This window comes from Aliiroseovarius sp. D2-2 (assembly GCF_055809455.1).
Window position 1 is genome coordinate 1,602,424 of the sequence record NZ_CM147913.1, and the last position, 21,450, is coordinate 1,623,873.

Sequence of the window (21,450 nt, forward strand, 5' to 3'; positions counted from 1 at the left end):
GGGGCCAAAAATGAAACAATCAACACATATTACTCGTCGTCGTCTTTTGACAACTGCTGCCGCGTCTTCGCTTTTGCTTGGCACGCTAGGGGTCAATCAGGCCATGGCGGCCGAACCGATCAAAACAGCGGGCATCTATACAGTTCCGGTAGAGCAACAATGGGTGAGCCGCATCCATTTAGCAGCGCTGACTGCTCAAGATCGCGGCGATATTTCTTACTCGTTTTCTGAGAACGTCAGTAACACCGACTATGCCCGGGTCCTTCGGGAATATGCAGAAGCCGGGAACAAGTTGATTATCGGTGAAGTCTTTGGCGCGGAACAAGAAGCCCGCGAAGTTGCCGCTGAATATCCCGACATCGCGTTCCTTATGGGCTCAAGCTTTAAAGAAGATCCAGCGCTGCCAAATTTCGCGGTGTTTGATAACTACATCCAGGATGCCTCTTATCTGTCAGGCATCATTGCGGGTGCGATGACAAAATCCGGAAATATCGGCATGGTCGGCGGGTTCCCGATCCCGGAAGTTAACCGCCTTATGCACGCCTTCATGGCGGGCGCATCTGAAATGAACCCTGACATCAAGTTTCAGGTTAGTTTCATTGGAAGTTGGTTTGACCCACCCAAAGCGAAGGAAACAGCATTCGCGATGATCGAAAACGGCGCTGATGTGCTTTATGCAGAGCGTTTTGGTGTGTCTGACGCCGCGAAGGAAAAAGGCACTTTGGCAATCGGCAATGTGATCGATACGCAAGCAGAATATCCCGACACGGTTGTCGCCTCGGCTATTTGGCACTTTGAGCCAACATTGGATAAGGCAATCGCAGAGGTGCAAGCTGGCAGTTTTGTGGCTGCTGATTACGGAGTGTATTCGTTCTTGAACCAAGGTGGGACGTCGCTTGCACCGCTGGGAACATTCGAAGGAAAAGTCCCTGAAGCTGCAATGGAATTGGTTGCGGTACGCCAAGCAGAGATCATGTCAGGGGCCTTTAATGTGGTCATTAACGACGACGAACCAAAGTCGTCTGAGTAATACATGCCTGAGAAGCCGGTAGAGGCGCTTCGCCTTAATGCCATCACCAAGCGATTTGGAGAGTTGACCGCAAACGACGCGGTCAGCTTCTCTGTGAACAAAGGCGAGGTTGTTGCCCTGCTTGGCGAAAACGGGGCGGGCAAGACAACCCTTATGAACATTCTGTTCGGTCAGTACACCGCTGACGCCGGGACAGTAGAAGTGTTTGGAAATGCTTTGCCCCCCGGAAATTCGAGGGCCGCGTTGGATTCAGGTGTTGGGATGGTGCATCAGCACTTTACCTTGGCAGATAATCTGACAGTTCAGGACAATATTACGCTCGGTGTAAGATCTCTTCTCAGTCCAAGTTTAAATAGGGCCGCAGAGCGGGCTCGGATTGTAGAGTTGTCCGAGAAGTTTCACTTAGCTGTGTCCCCTGACGTTCGGGTTGGTAGCCTTAGTGTAGGCGAACGACAGCGTGTCGAAATCCTTAAGGCGCTCTATCGTGATGTGCGCATCTTAATTCTGGATGAGCCGACGGCGGTGCTTACTCCGCAAGAAACTGATGACCTCTTCGCCACACTTAGACAAGCAATCGCGAATGGGCTTTCGATCATTTTCATCTCGCACAAATTGCACGAAGTGATGGCGATTGCCGACCGTGTAGTGGTGCTTAGGCACGGCAAACTAACCGGATCGGCGGACACGAAAGATACCGACAAGCACGCTTTGGCCGCAATGATGATGGGCGTCGAGGCAACACCACCTGATGTAGCGCCATCCAATCCCGGTCCAGCGCGGCTGGAACTTAAAAATGTCTCAACGCCTAATATCGGTAGTGCACCGGGCTTGAAGTCTGTGTCGCTTGCGCTGAAGGCGGGTCAGATTATTGGTTTGGCTGGTGTTTCTGGCAATGGGCAAGCTGCGATCGCAGATGTTGTTGGAGGGTTGCATCACCCAAAAGACGGGCACGTCCTGCTGGACAACCAGCCAGTGCAAAGGTGGACCCCGCGAGATGCTGTTCAAGGCGGTATTGCGCGCATTCCTGAGGACCGGCAAAAAATCGGTACGATCTCTGACTTTGATCTGACAGAAAACGCCATCCTGGAGCGTTACAGCAGCAAGCCGTTTAGCAAAAGTGGCTGGCTTAACTGGCGAGACTCACGCAAGTTCGCTGATGGAATAATTGATAAATACGATGTGCGTTGCCCCGGTGCGGGCACAGCAATTCGTCTGCTGTCGGGTGGCAACATGCAAAAGCTGATCCTAGGCCGCGTGTTAGAAGCCAATCCACAGATTATCTTAGCCAACCAACCCGTGCGGGGGCTTGATATCGGAGCGGTCAACTATGTGCATAGCCAATTGTTAGAGGCGCGTGATCGCGGGGCAGCTGTGTTGCTGATTTCGGAAGACCTAGACGAGATCATGTCATTGGCAGACGTGATCCATGTTATCGCTGATGGCCGATTGTCACCGGGGTTTGGCCGAGGTGAGATGACGCCGGCGGAGCTGGGGATATGGATGGCTGGTCAAGGATTTGAGCACAAGGCGTCACATGCGTCTTGAACCAATCAAAAACCCGTCTGTCGTTCGCAAGTTGTTACCGCCTGCTATCGCTTTGATCGCTACTGTGGTCATTGCGTCTTTGTTGGCCATGATTGCTGGGGCAAACCCGTTTTCTGTGTTCGGGTTGATCTTAAGCGGGGCATTTGGCTCAAAGTTCGCCATTCTTGAGACCTTGAATCGAGCTACACCTTTGATTTTTACAGGCCTTGCCGTTGCGGTCGCGTTTCGTGCCAAGTTTTGGAATATCGGAGCGGAGGCGCAGCTTTACGCGGGCGCGCTTATCACGGTTTTGCTGGGTACGGGCCAACTACAGTGGCCCGGCTTCTTACTATTGCCCACAATTGCCTTGTTGGCGATCCTCGCCGGAGCGGTCTTGTTGCTGATCCCAGCACTACTCAAAACGCGTTTTGGCGTTGATGAAGTCGTCACAACGTTGCTGTTCAACTTCATATTCCTTCTGTTTATTTCGATGCTGCTAGAAGGACCCATAAAGGACCCCATGGGCATGGGGTGGCCGAAATCGGCGCGTGTTGTTCCTGAGGTGCGCCTGCCGCGCATTGTTGACGATCTACGCCTACACTGGGGCTTTGGTATTGCGATCCTTTCAGCTTTGGTTGTGTGGGTTGTTCAAACCCGCAGCACACTTGGCTACGAGATGCGCGCCGTCGGCTTGAACAAGGAAGCCGCAGGTTTCGCTGGTATCCCTGTAAAGCGCGTGTTGGTCAAAACGGCGCTTCTGTCCGGTGGCCTTGCAGCACTTGCGGGCTTTTCGGAAGTTGCTGGGTTGAAGGGCAGCCTGACGCTCGATCTGTCTCCGGGCTTTGGCTACACGGGTATCATCGTTGCGATGCTTGCCTTGCTTAATCCGCTTGGCGTGATCATTGCCGCGCTCTTCGTAGCGGGCATTTTCGTGGGTGCTGACAGCATGAGCCGGGCCGCAGATGTGCCGACCTATCTGGCTGATATTATGCTGGCAACGGCTCTGCTTCTTATGGTTTTAGCGATCATGCTGACCAAATTTCGCGTGGTGAGGGACTAAATATGGAGATCACTCGATATCCTTTTCACCGCAAGCTTTTGGGCCGCTGCAATACGGATCGCCAGCCCGCTGATCTTCGCCACGCTTGGTGAATTGATTTGTGAACGCGCAGGTGTGTTGAACCTAGGGATCGAGGGCATAATGGTCGTCGGCGCTTTCGCAGGCTGGATGGCGGTTTATTCTGGAATGGCGCTTTGGACTGGCGTGTGCATCGCGATGATGGCCGGGATGCTGTTCGGGTTCGTCCATAGTGTACTTACCGTGCCGTTCGGTTTGTCACAGCACGTTGTTGGTCTTGGCATCACGCTGTTGGCTACGTCCTCGACCTATTATGCTTACCGCGTGGCACTGCCTGAAGTGACCAGTCCGCCAAAAATCGAAGCTTTCCAACCCTTCGAGATACCAGTTTTGTCAGATATCCCGTTGCTTGGCCCGGCGCTGTTTTCGCAAACGCCATTTACCTATCTGGCATTCGCCATGGTGCTGCTGGTGTCGGTGGTTCTGTACCGCACACCACTTGGCCTTGCCATTCGTGCTGCCGGCGAAAACCCGGCCGCAGCCGAGGCACAAGGATTGTCAGTCAATGCGATCCGGATGGGGGCAGTTACTTTTGGCAGCGGCTTAATGGCAATGGGCGGCGCTTTCTTGACCATGTCCGCTTTTGACAGCTTTTTCTTTGAAATGGTTAATGGTCGAGGGTGGATTTGTATTGCTCTTGTGGTTTTTGGCTCGTGGAGACCGGGCAAAGCGCTGCTGGGGGCGGTTTTATTTGCGGCCTTTGACGCGCTACAAATTCGAGTGCAGCAAACCAGTTTCGGTTCTGAAATTCCCTATCAAGTCTTCTTGATGATGCCCTACATCCTTTCCATACTTGCACTAATTGTGATGTCGCGCCGTGCTGAAGTCCCTGCGGCCTTGATGGTTCCGTTCAATAAAGGAGAACGCTGATGTTTGATCTTATCGTCAAAGGCGGTGTTTTGCCGGATGGGCGCGTAATGGATATCGGCATCAAAGGCGATCGCATCTCTGCCATCGATCAGCTTGGTGACGCAGAAACGAAAGACACCATTGATGCAACGGGCGACCTTATCAGCCCGCCCTTTGTCGATCCGCATTTTCACATGGACGCGACACTGTCTTATGGATTGCCTCGTATCAACGCCTCCGGAACACTTCTTGAAGGGATCGGGCTGTGGGGCGAGCTTAAGCAGGTCATGACGCAAGATGACGTTGTGAACCGTGCCCTTGCATATTGTGACTGGGCGGCAAGCATGGGGCTGTTGGCGATCCGAAGCCATGTTGATACTTGTGATGATCGCCTGCTTGGCGTGGAAGCTTTGCTTCATGTCCGAGAGCAAGTTAAAGACTACATCGACCTGCAACTTGTGGCCTTCCCACAAGACGGTTTCTACCGCGATCCAACAGCGCGCGAGAACACGATCCGCGCTTTGGACATGGGTGTTGAAGTGGTGGGGGGCATCCCACATTTCGAACGCACGATGGCTGACGGAGCAGCGTCGGTGAAAGAGCTGTGCCAGATTGCAGCTGATCGAGGTTTGCAAGTTGACATGCATTGTGACGAAACCGACGATCCGCTCTCCCGGCACATCGAGACATTAGCCAATGAGACGCAGCGTTTGGGTCTGAATGGTCGTGTCGCGGGATCACACCTTACCTCTATGCATTCGATGGACAACTACTATGTCTCCAAGCTACTGCCAGTGATCGCAGAGGCAGAAATAAACGTGATCCCTAATCCTCTGATCAATATCGTTTTGCAGGGACGCCACGACACATATCCAAAACGACGTGGCCTAACACGCGTCAAAGAAATGCTGGCCATGGGGATCAATGTCGGATGGGGGCAGGACTGCGTGCTTGATCCTTGGTATTCCCTCGGTACGGCGGACATGCTTGATGTCGCGTTTATGGGGCTGCATGTGGCGCAGATGACCAGCCCAGAAGAGATGCGAACGTGCTTTGAAATGGTCACGACAAACAATGCCAAAACGATGGGACTAGCTGACTACGGTCTTCACGTCGGTGCTAAGGCCTCGTTGTTGGTTCTTGATGCGACGGACACGATTGAAGCACTCAGGTTGCGTGCAACCCGCTTGTGCGTCATCGCGAATGGGCGTGTGATCAGCCAAACACCTAGACCGGATGCGACGCTGTCACTTGATGGTCGCCCGTCGAAAATCCGAAGACGGCATAATATCGGTTGAGCCTAAATCACTTGGCGGAAACCTCGGTTCGGTTTGTGCGCTGTCAGTTGAAACTGTCTAGAGGCGGGCAGGGTGATCACCTAGCATTTCAGGATGATCAAACTCTCTCCATTTAGCTGCTTTGAAACAGCCCCGTCCTCAAACCCCCAAATCTGTCCGGTAGGTACTGACGTCAGATACCTTGGTACAACGCGATGCAGTGAGGAGGAATCCATACATCCTGTTTGAGCGTTATGAGAAACCACAGGGGAGCGCTAGTAAGGGGAATTCTTACTCAGTCTCGGGCGCTACCTCCGGCGCGTCGTCTTGGCGTCGAGGCCAGTTGATTTGCAGGTTTTCCGTCAAATCCAACCGTTGGAGTTTAGTTTCAACAACAGTTACTTTTTCGACCTTGATCTTCACCGAGGGCTGTAAATAGCCTGCGGAGATGCCTGTGATCTGGCGATCCTTGATGGTGAGGGCAACACCCGCCGCCTCGACGGTCAGCGTCACGGGAAGGCGCACTTTGCGCAGATCTAATGCCTCGCCAAATGTCAGGCGAATTTCAGGCGTATGGGTTACCTTAAGCTTGTGTTTGATCAGCGCGGCGATGCGCGGTTTGCCATCTGTCGGGCCCTTTTCGCCCATTAGGGTGCGCACTGATTTCATGCCCTCCCAGGCTTTCATGAATGTATCAAATAGCGAAATCTTCAGGGCGTTCTCGACGGCCTGGGCCACGCTGCTTTGTAGGGTCTTACTGTCCAACCCCGCACCCGCAAGCCGCACACCTGCGTCGCCTTTGGTCAATGCCGATTTGACCGCCTCGACGATATTGCTGAATTCGGCTGGCGGGATCGAAGTCTCGAGCGTTTGTGAAGTGTTCGTCATGATGGCTTGTCGCTTTCTTCCTCGCTGAGGATGGTAATCTCGGACAGGATTCCAGGATCAACAGTCAGGGTGATTTCGGGCATCTGATCGGGAATTGTCTCATACGTGGGGGTGTGATCCGGTTTGGCGTAGATACGCGGCGCGGCAGCCAGATTGGCAGGGGGCTTGTCCACTGCTGATTTTGGGGTCGTCAATCGGCGGATTGGCCAGATTGCGCTGCCCAAAAGCAAAACTGCGACCGCGATGGGGATGGCCCAATCCGAGAAGGGGACCGCGCTTCTGACAAGCATGATGCGGCGGCTTGCCAAGACACGGGAATCCGGTCCCACCGCACGGATCGTGACAGTATGTGAAGCGCCGCGCTCTGGCATCGGTATCGCGCGGGTCCACGCCTGACCCGGGGTGTAAATGGCGTCGAAAAGCAGGGTACTGTTTTGGTCCAGCACCTCGATCCGCGTGTCTGCATCGGCACCTTGAAGCTGCACCGTAAGTTCGCCTTCTTCCGCGTCTGTCTGAAGCTTGGGATCGGGCGAGACCGTCATGATTGCCGCGGCTCTGACAATCGTAAGCTCGATGCGATCATGTTCGTTTCCATTGCCATCGAGCGCGACAAACGGAACTGTCGATTGTGTTCCCGGAGAAGGCATATTTACCCTGAACTCCGTCGCAGCTCCTGCATACTCACGCAGGTCCTCGGGGCCGCCAGCAAATTGGTATCCCACTGATGCATCAGGCCAGGGGTTCACGATGCTGGCCTGCACGGTGGTCACAGCTGCGCTGCTTTCCAGTCTCTCCCCAGACAATCCATCAGCTGTCAGGCTCAGCACCATATGTGCGGTACGCTTAAGCGTGACTACCTCTTGAATAAACGACTGGCCTTTGCTGTCGAGCGCCGTGAAGGTGATGTCTTGACTGCTTCCGGCCTCAGGCATCGAGACCCAAAAGGGCAGGGGGCTGCCTTCGTAGGGCACCGCCCGGATATGCGTGCCGGCTTCCATACGGATGGCTGCGCGGGGCCACGCATTTGACAAGTTTGCTGTGACCTCGATGCGTTCGGCGGTGGTTTCGAATTCACGGCCGGTTTGACCTTCGGATGTGATGTGAAGCCCCATATTCGCCAACCGAGTCAGCTCCACTTTCTGGTTGATATGCAGAAGCCCTTCGGCGTCACGAAGGTCAAAAGACACCAGTCTGCTGTCCCCCGGCGGCGGTGCTTCAAACCGCAAGTTATGGGTCGAACTGACGACCTGTGTTTGACCAGAGGAACCACCGTCGCCTTGCCAAGACAGTATCGCGCCCGGCCACGCATCAAAGACCTCGGCACGAAGGGCAACGCTGTCGGAGGTGGTGGTTATTCGCCCGGCCTCCATGTTCTCACCGGACAGCGAAAGGCGCATTGAAGGGGGGCGACGAAGCGTGATGACGCGGTGATCATGAGATTTGCCTTCACGGTCTCTTACCAGCAATGCGACTTGGTGCGTCAGGCCCGGCAGAGGCATTCTGACGGCAACCTCTTTTGGAGATCCGCTGTAAGACCAACGCTCGTTGCGTCCATTGTCATCAACAAGATCTATTTGGGCACCCGGCCAGGCGTTTCGCAGATCAATACTGAGTTTTACCTCGGGCGAGAAAGCTTGGATTTGGCTGCCATCCAGGTTTTCAGCACGGACCTGCAGCTGCATCTCTGGCAGGCGAGTTAACGTCAGGACCTTGTCTATTTGGATACGTCCCGCACGATCAAATGTTTGAAATGTCACGGTTTCGGACTGTTCCGGCTCGGGCATGGGGATATCGAACACGACCGACGCACCTGCATAGCGTTTTTGCGCGCCCTGACTGCCATCCGCGCTTCGCCACCCCACCGCCACATCAGGCCAGGGATTGCGAAGGGACACGGTGATGCGGGCATTTGCGTCGGAGGTTTCAATGCGGGTGCCCACCAAATTCGGTGCCGCGAGGAACATGTCCATGTCCTGTAATCGCCGAAGCGTCACGCTTGTTTTTGCCAGGCCCCTTGTCTGGTTGTCCAAGGCCTCAACCACAAGGCTTCGCGTCTCGCCAGGGGCAAGTTGGAACGGGAAGGATAAATCCCGCCCTTGATAGCTTTGCTCCAGTACCGTGCCGCCCCTTTGGGAGGTCACGCGCACCCATCTGACTGCGTTGGTGTTACGAGGATCGTTGACCGTCGCCACGACCGTTTGTTCGGCGTCAGAAGGGTCTGATCGAACACTCGCGGAAATGCTGATCCGCGCGCGCGCCAATGCGTCTTGCAGATCCGCCCAGCTTTTGAAGGATAGCGGCGTGAACCTTTGAATGGCGGCGCAGCTTCCCCTGCCAATCAAGCCATCCGCGCTGCCAGCATTGAACCCCAGCGCATTCAGGTCGGTCTGAATGATGCGCGCTATGGTTCGGTTTAAACCGCTCGATGGACCGCAGGCCGGGATACGTCGGATCGTGACGCGTCTTGCGCTGGAATTCCCAACGCTATCCACCGCCGTGATCGTCACGGTTTGGGGCTGATAATCGTTCGGTAATCTAACGTTGAAGTCAAACTGCTTTCCATCGCGTTGGGATGGACGATTGCCCGCAGCATCCGCGCGGGCAACTCCGCTGGGATCAACGATATCCACCACAACAGTTGCCGCGCCAGATGACGCGGTGAACTCTTTCTGCAGTGGCAGTATTTCCGGTCCCTTTCGATCTGCTGGTGTAGGCTCTTGCGGGGTGCGTACGTCATTTTGTGCGGGGATTTCGCTTAGGATTGCGCGCAGCAGGATCGCGCCGCGCCCATCGACGAACAGATTGCATTCGCCCGATGCAACAGCGGTGGCTCCTACCCGTCTCGTCACAACAATGGCTTGGATATTTCTCTCGATTAAAAAGCGCGCGAAAACCCGGTCTTCGACGCAGACAACTTTACTCTGAAGAAACGGATACAGATTTTGACTTCTGCCGCTGGTCAGCATTCGCACAATAGCGGTTTTGGTCTGATCGTCCGCAATTACCATACCGTCCGGCAGCGTCTGGGCGGAGACGGAGTGCAGTGTAGAAATCCAGAGTATCAGCGCGGTTGCGAGACCGCGAAAAAGCAAGCGCATCATAGTATCCATTCAATAAATGGTTTGAGCAAAGCGCCTTGAAATTAGTTGTTACCCTACCACAACCTTGCAGAGAAATCCAGTTTGGCCACGGTCGACTGGTCCGAGTGGGGGACACCAAGCAAAGGATTGTTGGGCTTGAAACGCGATGGTTTCACCTCGGGTTCTAGCGCTTTTACGAGGGTCGAATGACTGTCCAGCAAAGCTAAACAATCGCAGTCAAAACTCAGAACTGTTGCAAAAAATGCGGGTCGAGATGAGAATGAACCCATTCTTTGACACTTAAAATTGATTCTTTTTCACAAGTCGCAGTGAGGAGTTTTCCCATGTTACTCCGTATTTTGTCGTTGTTTGTTATAGTGTTAGCAGTACCCTTTCCAGCGTCGGGGCAGCTTTTTTCGGGGCCGCTCGACGAGGCGCTGTTGGTTGGTCGGGACGAAACCACATTCCCCCCCGCTGACGAAGATTATTTCGCCGAAATGGACAATGGCATCGCGTTGACGCCCGATGAGATCAAGGGCCGAAACATGTGGATGGTCTGGACCGGAGGCAATGACCTGCTGTGGGATACCCTGACCGTCGACACATTTGGTCAATTCGATCTGCTCAAGACCCTTTCGTCGCATCCCAGTCTTCCGGCAAAGCGCAGCAATCGGTTCGCGCAGTTGGGCCTGATCAACGAACCCTGTTTTGACGAGGCCACTGGCCCAGTCGCGGATCGCTTGGGGCTGTGGCTGGATGTCCGCCAATCCGATTGCACCCCTGATCCGTTCGCCAATGCGGATAAATATCCTGGTGTCGAGATCGGAGCACGCGGGCGCAACATGCCGGTTGGGTCGTATTATGGCGAGCCAACAGGTGTGCTTGGCCTGCGCTTGTTCCCGAACCCTGAATTTGACGAACGCGCTCAGCTAAATTGGGATTCTGAGCGGTTCTATGACGATCCCGACTACTACAATGATGACGATCTGATACGTCCCTACCGCGTTGGCATGTCCTGTGCTTTTTGCCATGTGGGGCCCAGCCCGATAGAGTCCGCCGAGGATTCCAGAAAACCCCGCCATGCGCAATCTGAACGCCACTGTTGGAGCGCAGTATTTCTGGTTTGATAGGGTATTTTCGTGGAACCCAGATGACCGCCAATACATGGTCCAACTGATCCACACGGCACGCCCAGGCACGTTGGATACGTCATTGGTGTCGCCGGATTATATCAACAACCCGCGCACGATGAATGCGATTTATCTACTGGAAGAACGGCTGGCCGTCGCCCGTCGCTTTGGTGAAGAGCGTTTGCAAGGTGGCGAGCGCGACAACAAGCAGTTTCAGGACTATGTGGATGAGGGCCCGCTGACCGATTTCTTCGAGGAACCGGACCTCAGCTTTAGCCCGCGTGTTCTGAAGGATGGGGCGGATTCGGTTGGCGCATTGGGCGCGCTGAACCGGGTCTACCTGAACATCGGATTGTTCAGCGAGGAATGGACCCGTCATTTCAATCCGATTGTTGGTGGTAAGGACATCACGCCGATCAAGATTGAGACCGCGCAGAAGAACTCGGCCTATTGGCGGGCGACCGAAAATCAGTCTCCGCTGACCGCGCTGTATTTTCTGAAGGCAGGCCGGCCCGATCTGCTGAAAGACGCGCCGGGAGGTGACAGCTTCCTGACCGATGACGTAGACACCTTGGACCGGGGCAAGACGGTCTTTGCAGAAAACTGCGCCGGATGCCATTCGTCGAAATTGCCGGAAAGCGCTTATGAAGCGATGCCTGGTGGCTGTTCTGGCCCCGGCTATCTGGAGTGTTTTCAGCGCTATGGCGACCTGACCAGATCAGACGCTTTTAAGGAAGAGATGCGCGAGATCGTTCATGCCGATAATTTCCTTGATGGAAATTATCTGTCGAATGAGCTGCGCATCCCTGTCACCCTACTTGAAACCAATGCTTGCAGCCCACTGGCGACCAACGCGATCGAAGGCAATATCTGGGACAACTTCTCGTCCTCGTCTTACAAGGCGTTGCCGTCAGTGGGCAGTATCAAAGTGCATCACCCCAAAACCGGTGAAGAAATTGACTATGTGATGCCCGCAGGTGGGCGCGGATATACCCGGGTGCCGTCGTTGATCAGCCTGTGGTCTACGGCGCCGTATCTGTTGAACAATACGGTGGGATACTACAATCAGGACCCGTCGGTCGAGGGTCGAATGGATGCGTTCGAGGACGGTATTGCCAAGATGCTTTGGCCGGAAAAACGCCTGCGCGATACGGTGTTGGGGGACAAGGTTCCGGGCGTGATCGACCGGACGACCGAACAAAGTTATCTGATCATCCCCAAAGGGTTTCAGCCAGAGTTTCTGGTGAAACTTTTGACACCGCTGCGCGATAACCTGCCGTGGTTGTTCACCTTGGACGGTGATATCGAGCTTGGCCCCATCCCCGCGGGCACGCCCATCGGGTTGTTGGCGAACCTCAATATCCGGCTGGACAATGCGGACCTTCTGGAACGATTGGACCATGATTTCGAGCTGGTCAAACTGGTGATCAAGATCAAACGCGATTTGAAGGAGCTGCCCGACGACGCCAGTGACGAACAGGCCCGCGCGATATTTGCGGATTTGGTTGAACCGCTGCTCGCGCTCAGTAAGTGCCCAGATTTCATCGTCAATCGCGGCCATTATTTCGGTACCAAACTTGCGGATGAAGACAAGCAAGCCCTGATCGCCTTTCTTAAACGCTTCTAAGGAGCGGGACAGTGGAGCCTAACTATGACTACATCGTCGTCGGCTCGGGTGCTGGCGGAGGCACAGCTGCGGCGCGGTTGGCAGAAGAAGGTATGCGCGTCTTGCTGCTGGAAGCAGGTGGTGATCCCCGGTCTATGACGGGCGGTGTGCGGGGCTTGGACGAGGACCAGAACCGGCTGCCCGACGACTATGATGTTCCCGCATTTCATCCCTTCGCGACGGAAAACGCGGCGCTGCGTTGGGATTTCTATGTCAGCCATTATACGGATGCAGCTGCGCAGGCGCGTGATCCCAAGGCAGGACCAGAGGGTGTTTTGTACCCGCGTGCAGGAACTTTGGGCGGCTGCACCGCACATAACGCGATGATCTTCGTTTATCCGCACCGGTCAGACTGGCAGCGGATTGCTGAACTGACCGGCGATGATGGCTGGTCGCCCGACGCGATGCACGCGGTCTTTCAGAGAATGGAAAATTGCCACCACCGGCCTGTGCAGCGGACCCTGAACGCGATCGGGATCGACAGGACAGGCCACGGGTTCGACGGCTGGCTGTCGACCGAGAAATCCATTCCGCGCGCCGCCCGTCGCGACGATGCGATCATGGGTGTCGTGCGCGCTGCTGTGCGCGAAAGCCTCGGCTCGACGGGCGATGTCCTTCGCCGCCTGCGGTGGCTGGCCAACAGCGCTGCAGATTCCAATGATCGCGACCGGATCGCAGATGACGCAGACGGGATGGTCTATACGCCGCTCACCACACGGGATGGGGTGCGCTTTGGATCGCGCGAGAGGGTTCTGGACGTGGCAGAGCGGCACCCGGATCGGCTGACGGTCGAGCTGGACGCGCTGGCGACCAAGGTGCTTCTGGACCACGACAATCGGGCAATCGGTGTCGAGTATTTGAAGGGTGCACGTCTTTACCGCGCCCATGCCAATCCCAATGCGGCGCTCGGCGAGACCCGGCAGGCATATGCAGGGCGCGAGGTTATCTTGGCGGGCGGGGCTTTCAACACGCCACAGCTTTTGATGCTGTCAGGCATCGGGGACCCCGCAGAACTGACGTCGCACGGTATCGCCCCAAAGGTCTCGCTTCCCGGTGTCGGGCGGTCGCTTCAGGACCGGTACGAGGTCACGGTCGTAAATCGCATGAATTTCGACAGTTGGGAAAGCATGAAAGATTGCCGATACAAGGTTGGCGACCCGCTTTGGCAGCGTTGGAAAAAACAGGGCGGGGGGCTTTACTCCACCAACGGCGCGGCGCTTGCTGTGATCCGGCGATCATCCGAAGCAAAGCCTGTTCCCGACCTTTTCTGCATGGCGCTTATGGGCAAGTTCAGCGGGTATTACCCTGGCTATGCGGCCGATCTGGCAGACAGCCTAAACCATCTAAGTTGGGCCGTTTTGAAAGCGCACACATTGAACAGGGCAGGGCGGGTTCGTTTGGCCTCGGCCGATCCCAGAGACCGACCGGTCATCGAGTTCAACTATTTTGCCGAGGGTGGGAACGAAGATCTTTCGGCTGTTGTTGAAGGCGTCAAATTTGCCCGCACGCTTTGCGAACCGCTGCACAAGGACGGGCGCATCGCGCAAGAGGAGCTTCCCGGTCCAGAGGTGCAAACCGATGATGAGATCGCACAGTTCGTGCGCGACAATTGCTGGGGGCATCACGCGTCCTGTTCCTGCCCCATCGGACCTGCACAACAGGGCGGCGTTCTGGACAGCCGTTTGCAGGTTCACGGCACCAAGGGGCTGAGGGTTGCGGATGCGTCGGTCTTCCCGCATATCCCCGGATTTTTCATTGCGTCCGCCGTCTACATGATCGGCGAAAAAGCTGCCGAGTTGGCGCTGGCGGATGCGCAATCGCAATCAGAAAGTGAGGACAAGCGATATGGCACATGATATCGAAACACTGATGGATTTGGAGCAAGACGAGCTTGATAAGCTGTTTTCAAGTGTCGATGCCGGCCCCATCCCTGATGGCGAGGCCGAAGGCACCGCGATCATCGCGCCCGGCACCCGGTTCACCCCGCTGATTTCACATTTCATCAACAGTTTTGCCTGGCAGGGAAAGGTGTTCGACAGCGAAAAAAGCATGTTGAAAAACCGTATTCTTCCCTTTGGGCTGAACGCCATTCTGGCCAAGGTTTACAAGGACAAAAGCTGGTTGGACGGGAAGGAATGCATCGTTCTGGACTATTCCGACACCTCAATCGTCGCGCAATGGGTCCGCGATGAAATCCGGCAAATCGGCCCAGACATGTATCTGGGCAAGGTTTACTGGGACGACAACCACCTGATTGATTTCGCGCTTGAATTCAACGCTGAGACCTGAGGCGAACCATGACGCAGCAGGACACATTCTTCATTCTTGCCCCGGTCGCGGTAGGCCGGGTGGAAGAGTTGTTGTCCTTGCTGGAAAGCATGAATTCCAAGCCAGGTTTCGCCGATCCGAACAACGCTCTTGTGCCCTTTGGTCAGTTTGATCGTCTACATGTGGCCCGCTTCTTTCTGGTCGAAGCGAACACGTGGCGCGACATTGAGGTTTACAGCCAATCTCCGCAGCCCTTTCCCCTTCAACTCGCCTTCCTTGGAGATGTCGACGGCGATCGGCAATCTTTTCTCGAGGATATGGTGGACCAGTGTTCAGCCGGCCTGTCCGAGGTTTTCAGCCATTGCGAAGGGGTTCATGAGGACACCGATCTTCTGCGGTGGATGATGGATCACAATGTCACCGAGGCGGCGAACTATGTGAACGTCCGCGGTCGCACGGTGCGCCAAATCCATGAAGAGGCAGCTCTTTCTGCAGCGTTGCGGGGCGAGCTGGCCTCTGTGGTCAAGGCACGCGGGGCGGCGGATGTGTTTGGTCTGCATGAACATCTGGTTGAGTTTGTGGCGCGTCAGGAAACCAAGGGCGCGCTTCAATTGACCCCACCAGAACGCGCGCGCCTTGGTCAGCGGATACTGGAACTTGGTCGATCTTATCAGCTTGCCGCTTCTGCTTTTGTTGCTGTCCCCGATCCTGCTATTGGCCTTGCCGTTTTTTATCGTGCTTCTGCGCAAGCATGAACGCGCGGACCCTGAAATTTTGCCGCGTCCAGAAGATGGCCGTATCGTGGATTTGGGCCGGTACGAGGATCACGACGTCACCAACCCTTTTTCGGCTTTCGGCGACGTGAAGCCTGGTCTGTTTCGACGTATGGTCACGACGGTGGCACTGTATTTGTTGAACTACTCGGCCCGCCACATCTTTGGGCGCGGCTATCTGACCCGTGTTCAGACCATCCATTTCGCCCGTTGGGTCTTTGTCGACAATAAGCGTCGTGTGATGTTCTGCAGCAATTACGACGGGGCGCTTGAAAGCTATATGGATGATTTTGTGAACAAGGTCGCGTGGGGCCTAAACCTCGTTTTTTCGAATGGGGTTGGCTATCCTTCAACTCGGTTTCTGATCAAGGACGGGGCCGAGCAAGAGGCGAAGTTCAAGCGATATTTGCGCAATCGACAGCTGCCCACGCAGGTCTGGTACAAAGCCTATCCCGGCCTGACCGCACGCGATTTGATGCGCAATGGTGAAATCCGCAAGGGCCTTGAGAAACGCCCAAATGGTGCCAAGGCCCTGCGCAATTGGTTGTCGAAGATATGAGCAAGACACCTGACATACCCGTCGATCCGGTCGTGTTCGAGGACATGCAGGGATTGATCCGTTTCGGTCACGGCGCATTGGTCGAGGCCGAGTTCATCCTGTGCAATGTTCGCGACCCAGCCTTGGCCCGGCAGTGGCTTCAAAGCGCGCCCGTCGCTTCTGCCGCTGCATTGGACAGTCCCCCACAATCTGCGTTGCAAATTGCATTCACTGCCACCGGGCTGACGGCGTTTGGCTTATCTGACGATGTGCTGTCGGAATTTGCACAGCCGTTTCTGTCTGGCATGGCAGGGGAAGACAGCAGATCGCGGCGGCTTGGCGATACTGGCCAGAACGCTCCAGATCAATGGATTTGGAACGGGGCAGAGGCACATGTTTTGATCATGCTCTATGCGCGCAAAAATGGTCTTAAAACGTGGAAAAACAAAGTCTTGACTGCCGCGTTTAACGCTGCCTTTGAACAAGTCCATAGTTTCCCCACGCGGCCCAATGCTGGGGTCGAACCGTTCGGGTTTCGCGATGGCATTTCCGAGCCGAAGGTTGACTGGCAGAACGCCCATCCCCCCTCGAAACATGGGCGCGAGGATTACAGCAATCTTGTTTCTCCGGGCGAGGTCATTTTGGGGCATCGCAACGAGTATAACGAACGCTCAGCTTCGCCAACTGTGAATGTGACTACGGCCGGCAGTGCCAATCTGGCCGAGATGCCCAAAGCCCCTGAGTATCGCGATCTTGGGCTCAACGGATCTTATCTGGTGTTCCGGCAATTGGCGCAGGACGTGCCCGCTTTCTGGCGGTTCATGGATGCAGCAACCAGCAGCGACGCCGCGCAGCGCGAGGCGTTGGCGGCCAAGATGGTAGGGCGCAAACGGGATGGCACGCCGCTTATTCATGGCAGGCGTGACATTGATGGATCACGGCGTAGCAATGACTTCACTTACGAGGATGACGTTAATGGCGTTTCCTGCCCGCTGGGCGCGCATATTCGCCGTGCCAACCCGCGCACAGGCGACCATCCCCATCAGCTTGAGGGGCGTATTGGCTGGCTTCTGAGCACATTGGGGTTCAGACGGCGGCGTGACAAGCTTCCGGGGCGCCATGATCTTGTTGCCTCGACCAGATTTCACCGGTTGGTGCGGCGCGGACGGGTCTATGGCCCGGACATCACGCCCGAGGCTGCCCTGTCCGACAAGGGCAAGTCCGAGGAGCGCGGACTGTTGTTCATATGCCTCTGTGCTGATTTGGTGCGGCAGTTCGAGTTTGTTCAGAATGCGTGGATCGCGTCGCCCACGTTCAATGGATTGACTGGCGAAGCCGACCCGTTGCTTGGTGGTCGTTCCCCCGTCTGTGGCGTTCCCAGCGACGGGTTTTCCGTTCAACATGCCGATGGGGTCGAAGATCGCCACGCCAATCTGCCTCGTTTCGTGACGGTAAAGGGCGGCGGCTATTTTTTCCTGCCCGGACTGCGCGCGCTTCAATTCATCGCCAGTCACGGCAGCTCGGAGGTTTGAATGCGTAAGATCCTGATCCCCATACGGCGCCTCATCCATCAGGCAACACAGGCCGGATTGCAAATCGAACGACGGTTAGAGCCGTTCTTTCGCCGTCGCCTGAACGCACTTGTTCGCCAGCCTCTTGCGCGGTTGATCCAGCGGCTCAAGAACCGAAAGCGCGAAGATCTTGGACTGAAGTTGGCCGAAGAAAAGATATTCGACTGGGAAGAAGAAGCGCTGCAGACCATCATTGACGAGATGCGCGAGCAGATGAACCTACATTTCCAACCCGGCGCCTACGAACGCGGTGGGAACACCAAGACGCACGGACTGATCAAGGCAACCTTCACCGTGCTGCCCGGGCTTCCCGAGCATCTGCGCCACGGGGTGTTTTCCAAAGAGCGTGAGTATCCGGCCTATATCCGTTTCGCAGGCCCCGGACCGGATGTGCCCGAAGACATTCGTGACGTCGGCTTTGGATCAATGTCCGTAAAGCTGATGGATGTGCCCGGGCCAAAATTGATGGACGAGGAACGTTTCACCCAAGACTGGCCCGCTGTCGTGACCCCAACCTTCGTCACGCCGGACGTTCGCGAGAACGCCAAGCTGCAGTATTGGAGCACCATCGACGAGCCGCTTTGGTATTTCCTCAATCCTTTCGACAGCCATTTTCTTGATTTCTTGATGCAGGGGCTGTGGAACGAAACGCAGTACAACCCGTTGGGGCAGCGCTATTTCAGTTGCGTGCCATATCTGCTGGGGGAAGGGCAGGCGATGCTATATTCCTATGTACCGTGTAGCGAGGTTTTCATGGACATTCCCGGTGTGCCGTTTGGCCGTGTGCCCCCTAATTATCTGCGTGACAACATGGCCAAGACCCTGCGCGAAAAGTCGGTCGAGTTTGACATGGTTGTGCAAGTGCAGACCGATCCTCATCTGATGCCGATCGAGGATGCTTCGGTTCTGTGGCCCGAGACGCTGTCGCCATGGATTCCTGTTGCCCGTATCCACATCCCCATGCAGGATTTCGAACGTCCCGCCCAATTGGCCTTTGGGCGCAACATGCGGATCAATCCATGGCATTCCCTTCCTGAACACCGCCCCCTTGGCAATCAAAGTCGCGCGCGCAGGCGGATGTATCAGGAACTGGCGCAATTCCGGCAGCACATGAACCGGGCAGAACATATCGAGCCGACCGGGAAGGAAGAGTTCGAGTAAACACGCATGACACGGTTTCGCCGAAGAATGCATGCTGCAATTAGTCGATGTCCATCCGCGTTTTGTCGGTCAACAACAACGGCCATATGTATCGAACGCACCAGCGCCAATCGTGTTTTCTAGGTGCGGTTAGCTTTTTTGGGTTTTCTCTCGTGCAATCAAACCATGCCCGAAGCCCCCTCAGTCTCGCTTTAACGAACACAGACCGAAGAAACAGAAGAAATGGACGCTTTTTTGGCGCGTTTGCGTCCTTGGCAGAGGAATATCTTTGGGACATTAAGGAAAGCTGCCCCAACGCATTGCTTCCCGTTAGTCCCTGATATGCTCACCAGTTAAAACACCCAAGTGGGGCACTAAGAACTGAACCCACACCCCACACTTACAGTCGATTCTAACTGGCTTGTTTGATAGAAATGAAAGTCGATGTGGGCTGATAGTCAGCAACGGAACAGACATAATCGATCGTTCCATTTTCATGGTTTTCAGAAACTTCGAAGCCAAATTTGTTGTAGAAATCCTTTACCATTTTGTTCCGGTCCGACGGGATGTAAGTAGCCTTGATGGTTTCAACGCCGTTTTGCGCGGCCGCTTCAAATAGGCTGTTCATCACGGATTGCTCTACACCTCGCTCTAGTACTCGGCACGATTGTAACCATGTATCAATCGTCCATTCCGAATTGCCTTTTCTGACGATCACGACGGCGATCATCCCGTGCATTGCAAATTTATCGTTCAGCGTCACTTGCCAGCCGAATAGGTCGGGGTCGTCCTGAAATTTTCTGATATCCTCTTCACCGTACCGGCGCGTCGTAAGATTGAACTGGTTGGACTTGTTGATGAGCTGAGTTATTCGCGGGCGTCCAACATCATCGAAGCCACTGATGGACATATCCATTTCAAGAGAAGCCAGATATTCCTCGTAGTTGCCAATCTTTGCTCGAACTTCCGCTGCGGCGGCACGCCCACCATAACTTGCTGCGCGTGCTATATCTTCCGTGCTCAGCGGCAAATGGTCAAACACGCCCGACTGCGTCACCCGTTCAATATAGAGCGATGGATCAGCGCCAACTTCAATTGTTGAAACCAAAGGCAATTCTTGTCTGACGCGTTCGCGTTCCGCCGGATTGTCGTCAACGAAAGCAATCGATTCAAGTCCGAGGCTTAGGGTTTCTGCGATTGAGCGAATGTTCGTCGCTTTATCACTCCAGTTCGCCTGAAACACCGCGATGTGCTCTTCCTTAAGAACCATCTCGGGATGGCTCTGGAAGGGTTCCCGTGCGATGTCGTCGTTGTTCTTAGAGCAGACGGCAAGGACGACGCCGCGTTCGCGCAGGCCGAGAATGAAGTTTTGAAACGCGACGAATGCTTCGCCCACGGCTGAGTTCTGTCCCAGCCCCAACCCAGCAAGCCCGTCGTCACCAATAACACCGCCCCAAAGCGTGTTATCAAGGTCAAGGACAAGCGCCCTTGCTGCTTTGCCTTTCATCGCGGCCAACAGTGCCGCGATGTTGTCGGCAGCCAATGGGCAAACATCGACGCTGAAGGGGATTCTTGCAGCGTGATACATTTTTGGATCAAGCCAGCGATCAAGGCCAACCTGGTTCGCAAGCGCGGCCTGATCCCACAAAATCCATCGACCTTCCACCGCGCCATTGGCCAACATCAGGTTCACCAAATGCCGGAACCGAGCGCTTGATCCGACGGTTGCCAAATCCGATGCGCCGACCTGATGGGTACTTGGCAGTGTCGCGAAGATCGCGGGGCAGTTGGTTTTCGATCTGGCTGCTTCCGCCAGTGCAGTGACAAGCGTCTCTGCGTCTTCCAGTGCGTTGGTTTCGGCCGCAATATCAAGCAAGGGACGCTTGGCCGAGAACGCGCTTTCATCAAGGACGACAAGCAGCGCATCCAGCGGTTGTCCAAAGCAATCCGCGGGAGAGAAGGCAAAGCTTGCCATGCTGTCGTAGGGTGCCTCGATACACGATACGTGAAGCCCGCGCGCCAATCCTGCCGCCCCCAATGGTGCGGGAAGGTAGCTCAGCGTACGATTGCCCAATAGGCCGATGGTTAGAGCCTGAAACTCTGACTTTGGCGAGCCACTTTGGCGCAGCTTTTTCGCCAGACGCTCGACACGCAACTGCTCTCGCATACCAAGTTGCTGATTGGCGAGCGATTTGAGCTCTGCGTAGTCGCACGGTTGGTCTTCTGCAATTGCAGCCTCGATCTTAGCGAACCGTTCTGCCCAGTCTGAAGCAAGTGGAGCACGCCACGGAAATGTGCTCGCTGTCATCCGGCTTCTCGCACAGCGGCGTTAACCAAATCACCGATGTTCTTGAAACCTTGCAGTTCTGCCGTGTCAAAGCGAACGCCCAATTCCATTTCAATCATGATCATCAGACGGACATGCGAAAGGCTGTCCCATTGTTCGATGTCGTCAGCGTTTGTCTCAGTGGTGATGGGACCTTCATATTCATCGAATAAATTCCTCATCACGTCTGTGACGGTGGCGAGAACAAATTCTTGGTCTGGCAAGCTCAGAACTCCTTATATTCTGTCTGCT

General features: G+C 55.3%; 17 protein-coding genes. 13 read left to right on the forward strand and 4 right to left on the reverse strand.

The genetic code is table 11. From position 1 onward, the window contains the following. Nucleotides 1–10 precede the first annotated feature (10 nt). From AC0L6A_RS07910 to AC0L6A_RS07930, 5 genes are read left to right on the forward strand one after another with little or no spacing between them, the layout of a single operon-like run. Nucleotides 11–1,030, forward strand: coding sequence for a BMP family protein (locus tag AC0L6A_RS07910; protein ID WP_473293321.1), 1,020 nt, complete (start codon nt 11–13; stop codon nt 1,028–1,030). Nucleotides 1,031–1,033: 3 nt separating this feature from the next. Beyond that, complete coding sequence (locus AC0L6A_RS07915) at nt 1,034–2,575, forward strand: ABC transporter ATP-binding protein (RefSeq protein WP_473293323.1); 1,542 nt, start codon at nt 1,034–1,036, stop codon at nt 2,573–2,575. Beyond that, nucleotides 2,565–3,614: an ABC transporter permease gene (locus AC0L6A_RS07920; RefSeq protein WP_473293324.1), complete on the forward strand. Its 1,050-nt coding sequence runs from the start codon at nt 2,565–2,567 to the stop codon at nt 3,612–3,614. Before AC0L6A_RS07915 ends, AC0L6A_RS07920 begins: the two co-directional genes overlap by 11 nt. Beyond that, on the forward strand, nt 3,615–4,562 hold the full coding sequence (locus tag AC0L6A_RS07925; RefSeq protein ID WP_473293422.1) for an ABC transporter permease: 948 nt from the start codon (nt 3,615–3,617) through the stop codon (nt 4,560–4,562). After that, entirely contained in the window at nt 4,562–5,839 is a 1,278-nt protein-coding gene (locus AC0L6A_RS07930; RefSeq protein ID WP_473293326.1) for an amidohydrolase family protein, read from the forward strand. The genes AC0L6A_RS07925 and AC0L6A_RS07930 overlap by 1 nt, the downstream gene beginning before the upstream one ends. A 270-nt stretch (nt 5,840–6,109) precedes the next feature. Here AC0L6A_RS07930 and AC0L6A_RS07935 read toward each other — a convergent pair whose 3' ends face one another. Continuing rightward, entirely contained in the window at nt 6,110–6,706 is a 597-nt protein-coding gene (locus tag AC0L6A_RS07935; protein ID WP_473293328.1) for a hypothetical protein, read from the reverse strand. Next, a complete protein-coding gene (locus AC0L6A_RS07940; protein WP_473293329.1) occupies nt 6,703–9,714 on the reverse strand; it encodes a peptidoglycan-binding domain-containing protein in 3,012 nt (1,003 codons plus the stop codon). The genes AC0L6A_RS07935 and AC0L6A_RS07940 overlap by 4 nt, the downstream gene beginning before the upstream one ends. A 416-nt stretch (nt 9,715–10,130) precedes the next feature. Between AC0L6A_RS07940 and AC0L6A_RS07945 the strand changes: the two genes are divergently transcribed. Genes AC0L6A_RS07945 through AC0L6A_RS07980 form a run of 8 tightly spaced genes read left to right on the forward strand, consistent with a single transcriptional unit; the run spans nt 10,131 to nt 18,893 of the window. Beyond that, complete coding sequence (locus AC0L6A_RS07945) at nt 10,131–10,913, forward strand: hypothetical protein (RefSeq protein ID WP_473289079.1); 783 nt, start codon at nt 10,131–10,133, stop codon at nt 10,911–10,913. Further along, nucleotides 10,867–12,543 (forward strand): c-type cytochrome, encoded by a 1,677-nt coding sequence (locus tag AC0L6A_RS07950; RefSeq protein WP_473289080.1) that lies wholly within the window; start codon nt 10,867–10,869, stop codon nt 12,541–12,543. The genes AC0L6A_RS07945 and AC0L6A_RS07950 overlap by 47 nt, the downstream gene beginning before the upstream one ends. 11 nt (nt 12,544–12,554) lie before the next feature. Beyond that, nucleotides 12,555–14,438: a GMC family oxidoreductase gene (locus AC0L6A_RS07955; RefSeq protein WP_473289082.1), complete on the forward strand. Its 1,884-nt coding sequence runs from the start codon at nt 12,555–12,557 to the stop codon at nt 14,436–14,438. Then, nucleotides 14,428–14,871: a hypothetical protein gene (locus AC0L6A_RS07960; RefSeq protein WP_473289084.1), complete on the forward strand. Its 444-nt coding sequence runs from the start codon at nt 14,428–14,430 to the stop codon at nt 14,869–14,871. Before AC0L6A_RS07955 ends, AC0L6A_RS07960 begins: the two co-directional genes overlap by 11 nt. A gap of 8 nt (nt 14,872–14,879) precedes the next feature. After that, the gene (locus AC0L6A_RS07965; protein WP_473289085.1) at nt 14,880–15,605 is read left to right on the forward strand and encodes a hypothetical protein; all 726 of its coding nucleotides are present in this window, start codon (nt 14,880–14,882) and stop codon (nt 15,603–15,605) included. After that, on the forward strand, nt 15,571–16,182 hold the full coding sequence (locus AC0L6A_RS07970) for a hypothetical protein (RefSeq protein ID WP_473289087.1): 612 nt from the start codon (nt 15,571–15,573) through the stop codon (nt 16,180–16,182). The genes AC0L6A_RS07965 and AC0L6A_RS07970 overlap by 35 nt, the downstream gene beginning before the upstream one ends. Next, nucleotides 16,179–17,693, forward strand: coding sequence for a Dyp-type peroxidase (locus AC0L6A_RS07975; protein WP_473289089.1), 1,515 nt, complete (start codon nt 16,179–16,181; stop codon nt 17,691–17,693). The genes AC0L6A_RS07970 and AC0L6A_RS07975 overlap by 4 nt, the downstream gene beginning before the upstream one ends. Beyond that, nucleotides 17,694–18,893: a catalase family protein gene (locus AC0L6A_RS07980; protein WP_473289090.1), complete on the forward strand. Its 1,200-nt coding sequence runs from the start codon at nt 17,694–17,696 to the stop codon at nt 18,891–18,893. Between the two features lie 391 nt (nt 18,894–19,284). Here AC0L6A_RS07980 and AC0L6A_RS07985 read toward each other — a convergent pair whose 3' ends face one another. Both AC0L6A_RS07985 and AC0L6A_RS07990 read right to left on the reverse strand, forming a co-directional pair. Continuing rightward, nucleotides 19,285–21,180: an HAD-IIIC family phosphatase gene (locus tag AC0L6A_RS07985; RefSeq protein ID WP_473289092.1), complete on the reverse strand. Its 1,896-nt coding sequence runs from the start codon at nt 21,178–21,180 to the stop codon at nt 19,285–19,287. Continuing rightward, complete coding sequence (locus AC0L6A_RS07990; RefSeq protein WP_473289093.1) at nt 21,177–21,422, reverse strand: acyl carrier protein; 246 nt, start codon at nt 21,420–21,422, stop codon at nt 21,177–21,179. Before AC0L6A_RS07990 ends, AC0L6A_RS07985 begins: the two co-directional genes overlap by 4 nt. Between the last annotated feature and the right edge of the window lie 28 nt (nt 21,423–21,450).

Coding starts and splice junctions, on each gene's coding strand:
- AC0L6A_RS07910 (WP_473293321.1), top strand. CDS start 11: ATGAAACAATCAACACATATTACTCGTCGTCGTCTTTTGACAACTGCT.
- AC0L6A_RS07915 (WP_473293323.1), top strand. CDS start 1,034: ATGCCTGAGAAGCCGGTAGAGGCGCTTCGCCTTAATGCCATCACCAAG.
- AC0L6A_RS07920 (WP_473293324.1), top strand. CDS start 2,565: ATGCGTCTTGAACCAATCAAAAACCCGTCTGTCGTTCGCAAGTTGTTA.
- AC0L6A_RS07930 (WP_473293326.1), top strand. CDS start 4,562: ATGTTTGATCTTATCGTCAAAGGCGGTGTTTTGCCGGATGGGCGCGTA.
- AC0L6A_RS07935 (WP_473293328.1), bottom strand. CDS start 6,706: ATGACGAACACTTCACAAACGCTCGAGACTTCGATCCCGCCAGCCGAA.
- AC0L6A_RS07940 (WP_473293329.1), bottom strand. CDS start 9,714: ATGGTAATTGCGGACGATCAGACCAAAACCGCTATTGTGCGAATGCTG.
- AC0L6A_RS07945 (WP_473289079.1), top strand. CDS start 10,131: ATGTTACTCCGTATTTTGTCGTTGTTTGTTATAGTGTTAGCAGTACCC.
- AC0L6A_RS07950 (WP_473289080.1), top strand. CDS start 10,867: ATGCGCAATCTGAACGCCACTGTTGGAGCGCAGTATTTCTGGTTTGAT.
- AC0L6A_RS07960 (WP_473289084.1), top strand. CDS start 14,428: ATGGCACATGATATCGAAACACTGATGGATTTGGAGCAAGACGAGCTT.
- AC0L6A_RS07965 (WP_473289085.1), top strand. CDS start 14,880: ATGACGCAGCAGGACACATTCTTCATTCTTGCCCCGGTCGCGGTAGGC.
- AC0L6A_RS07975 (WP_473289089.1), top strand. CDS start 16,179: ATGAGCAAGACACCTGACATACCCGTCGATCCGGTCGTGTTCGAGGAC.
- AC0L6A_RS07980 (WP_473289090.1), top strand. CDS start 17,694: ATGCGTAAGATCCTGATCCCCATACGGCGCCTCATCCATCAGGCAACA.
- AC0L6A_RS07985 (WP_473289092.1), bottom strand. CDS start 21,180: ATGACAGCGAGCACATTTCCGTGGCGTGCTCCACTTGCTTCAGACTGG.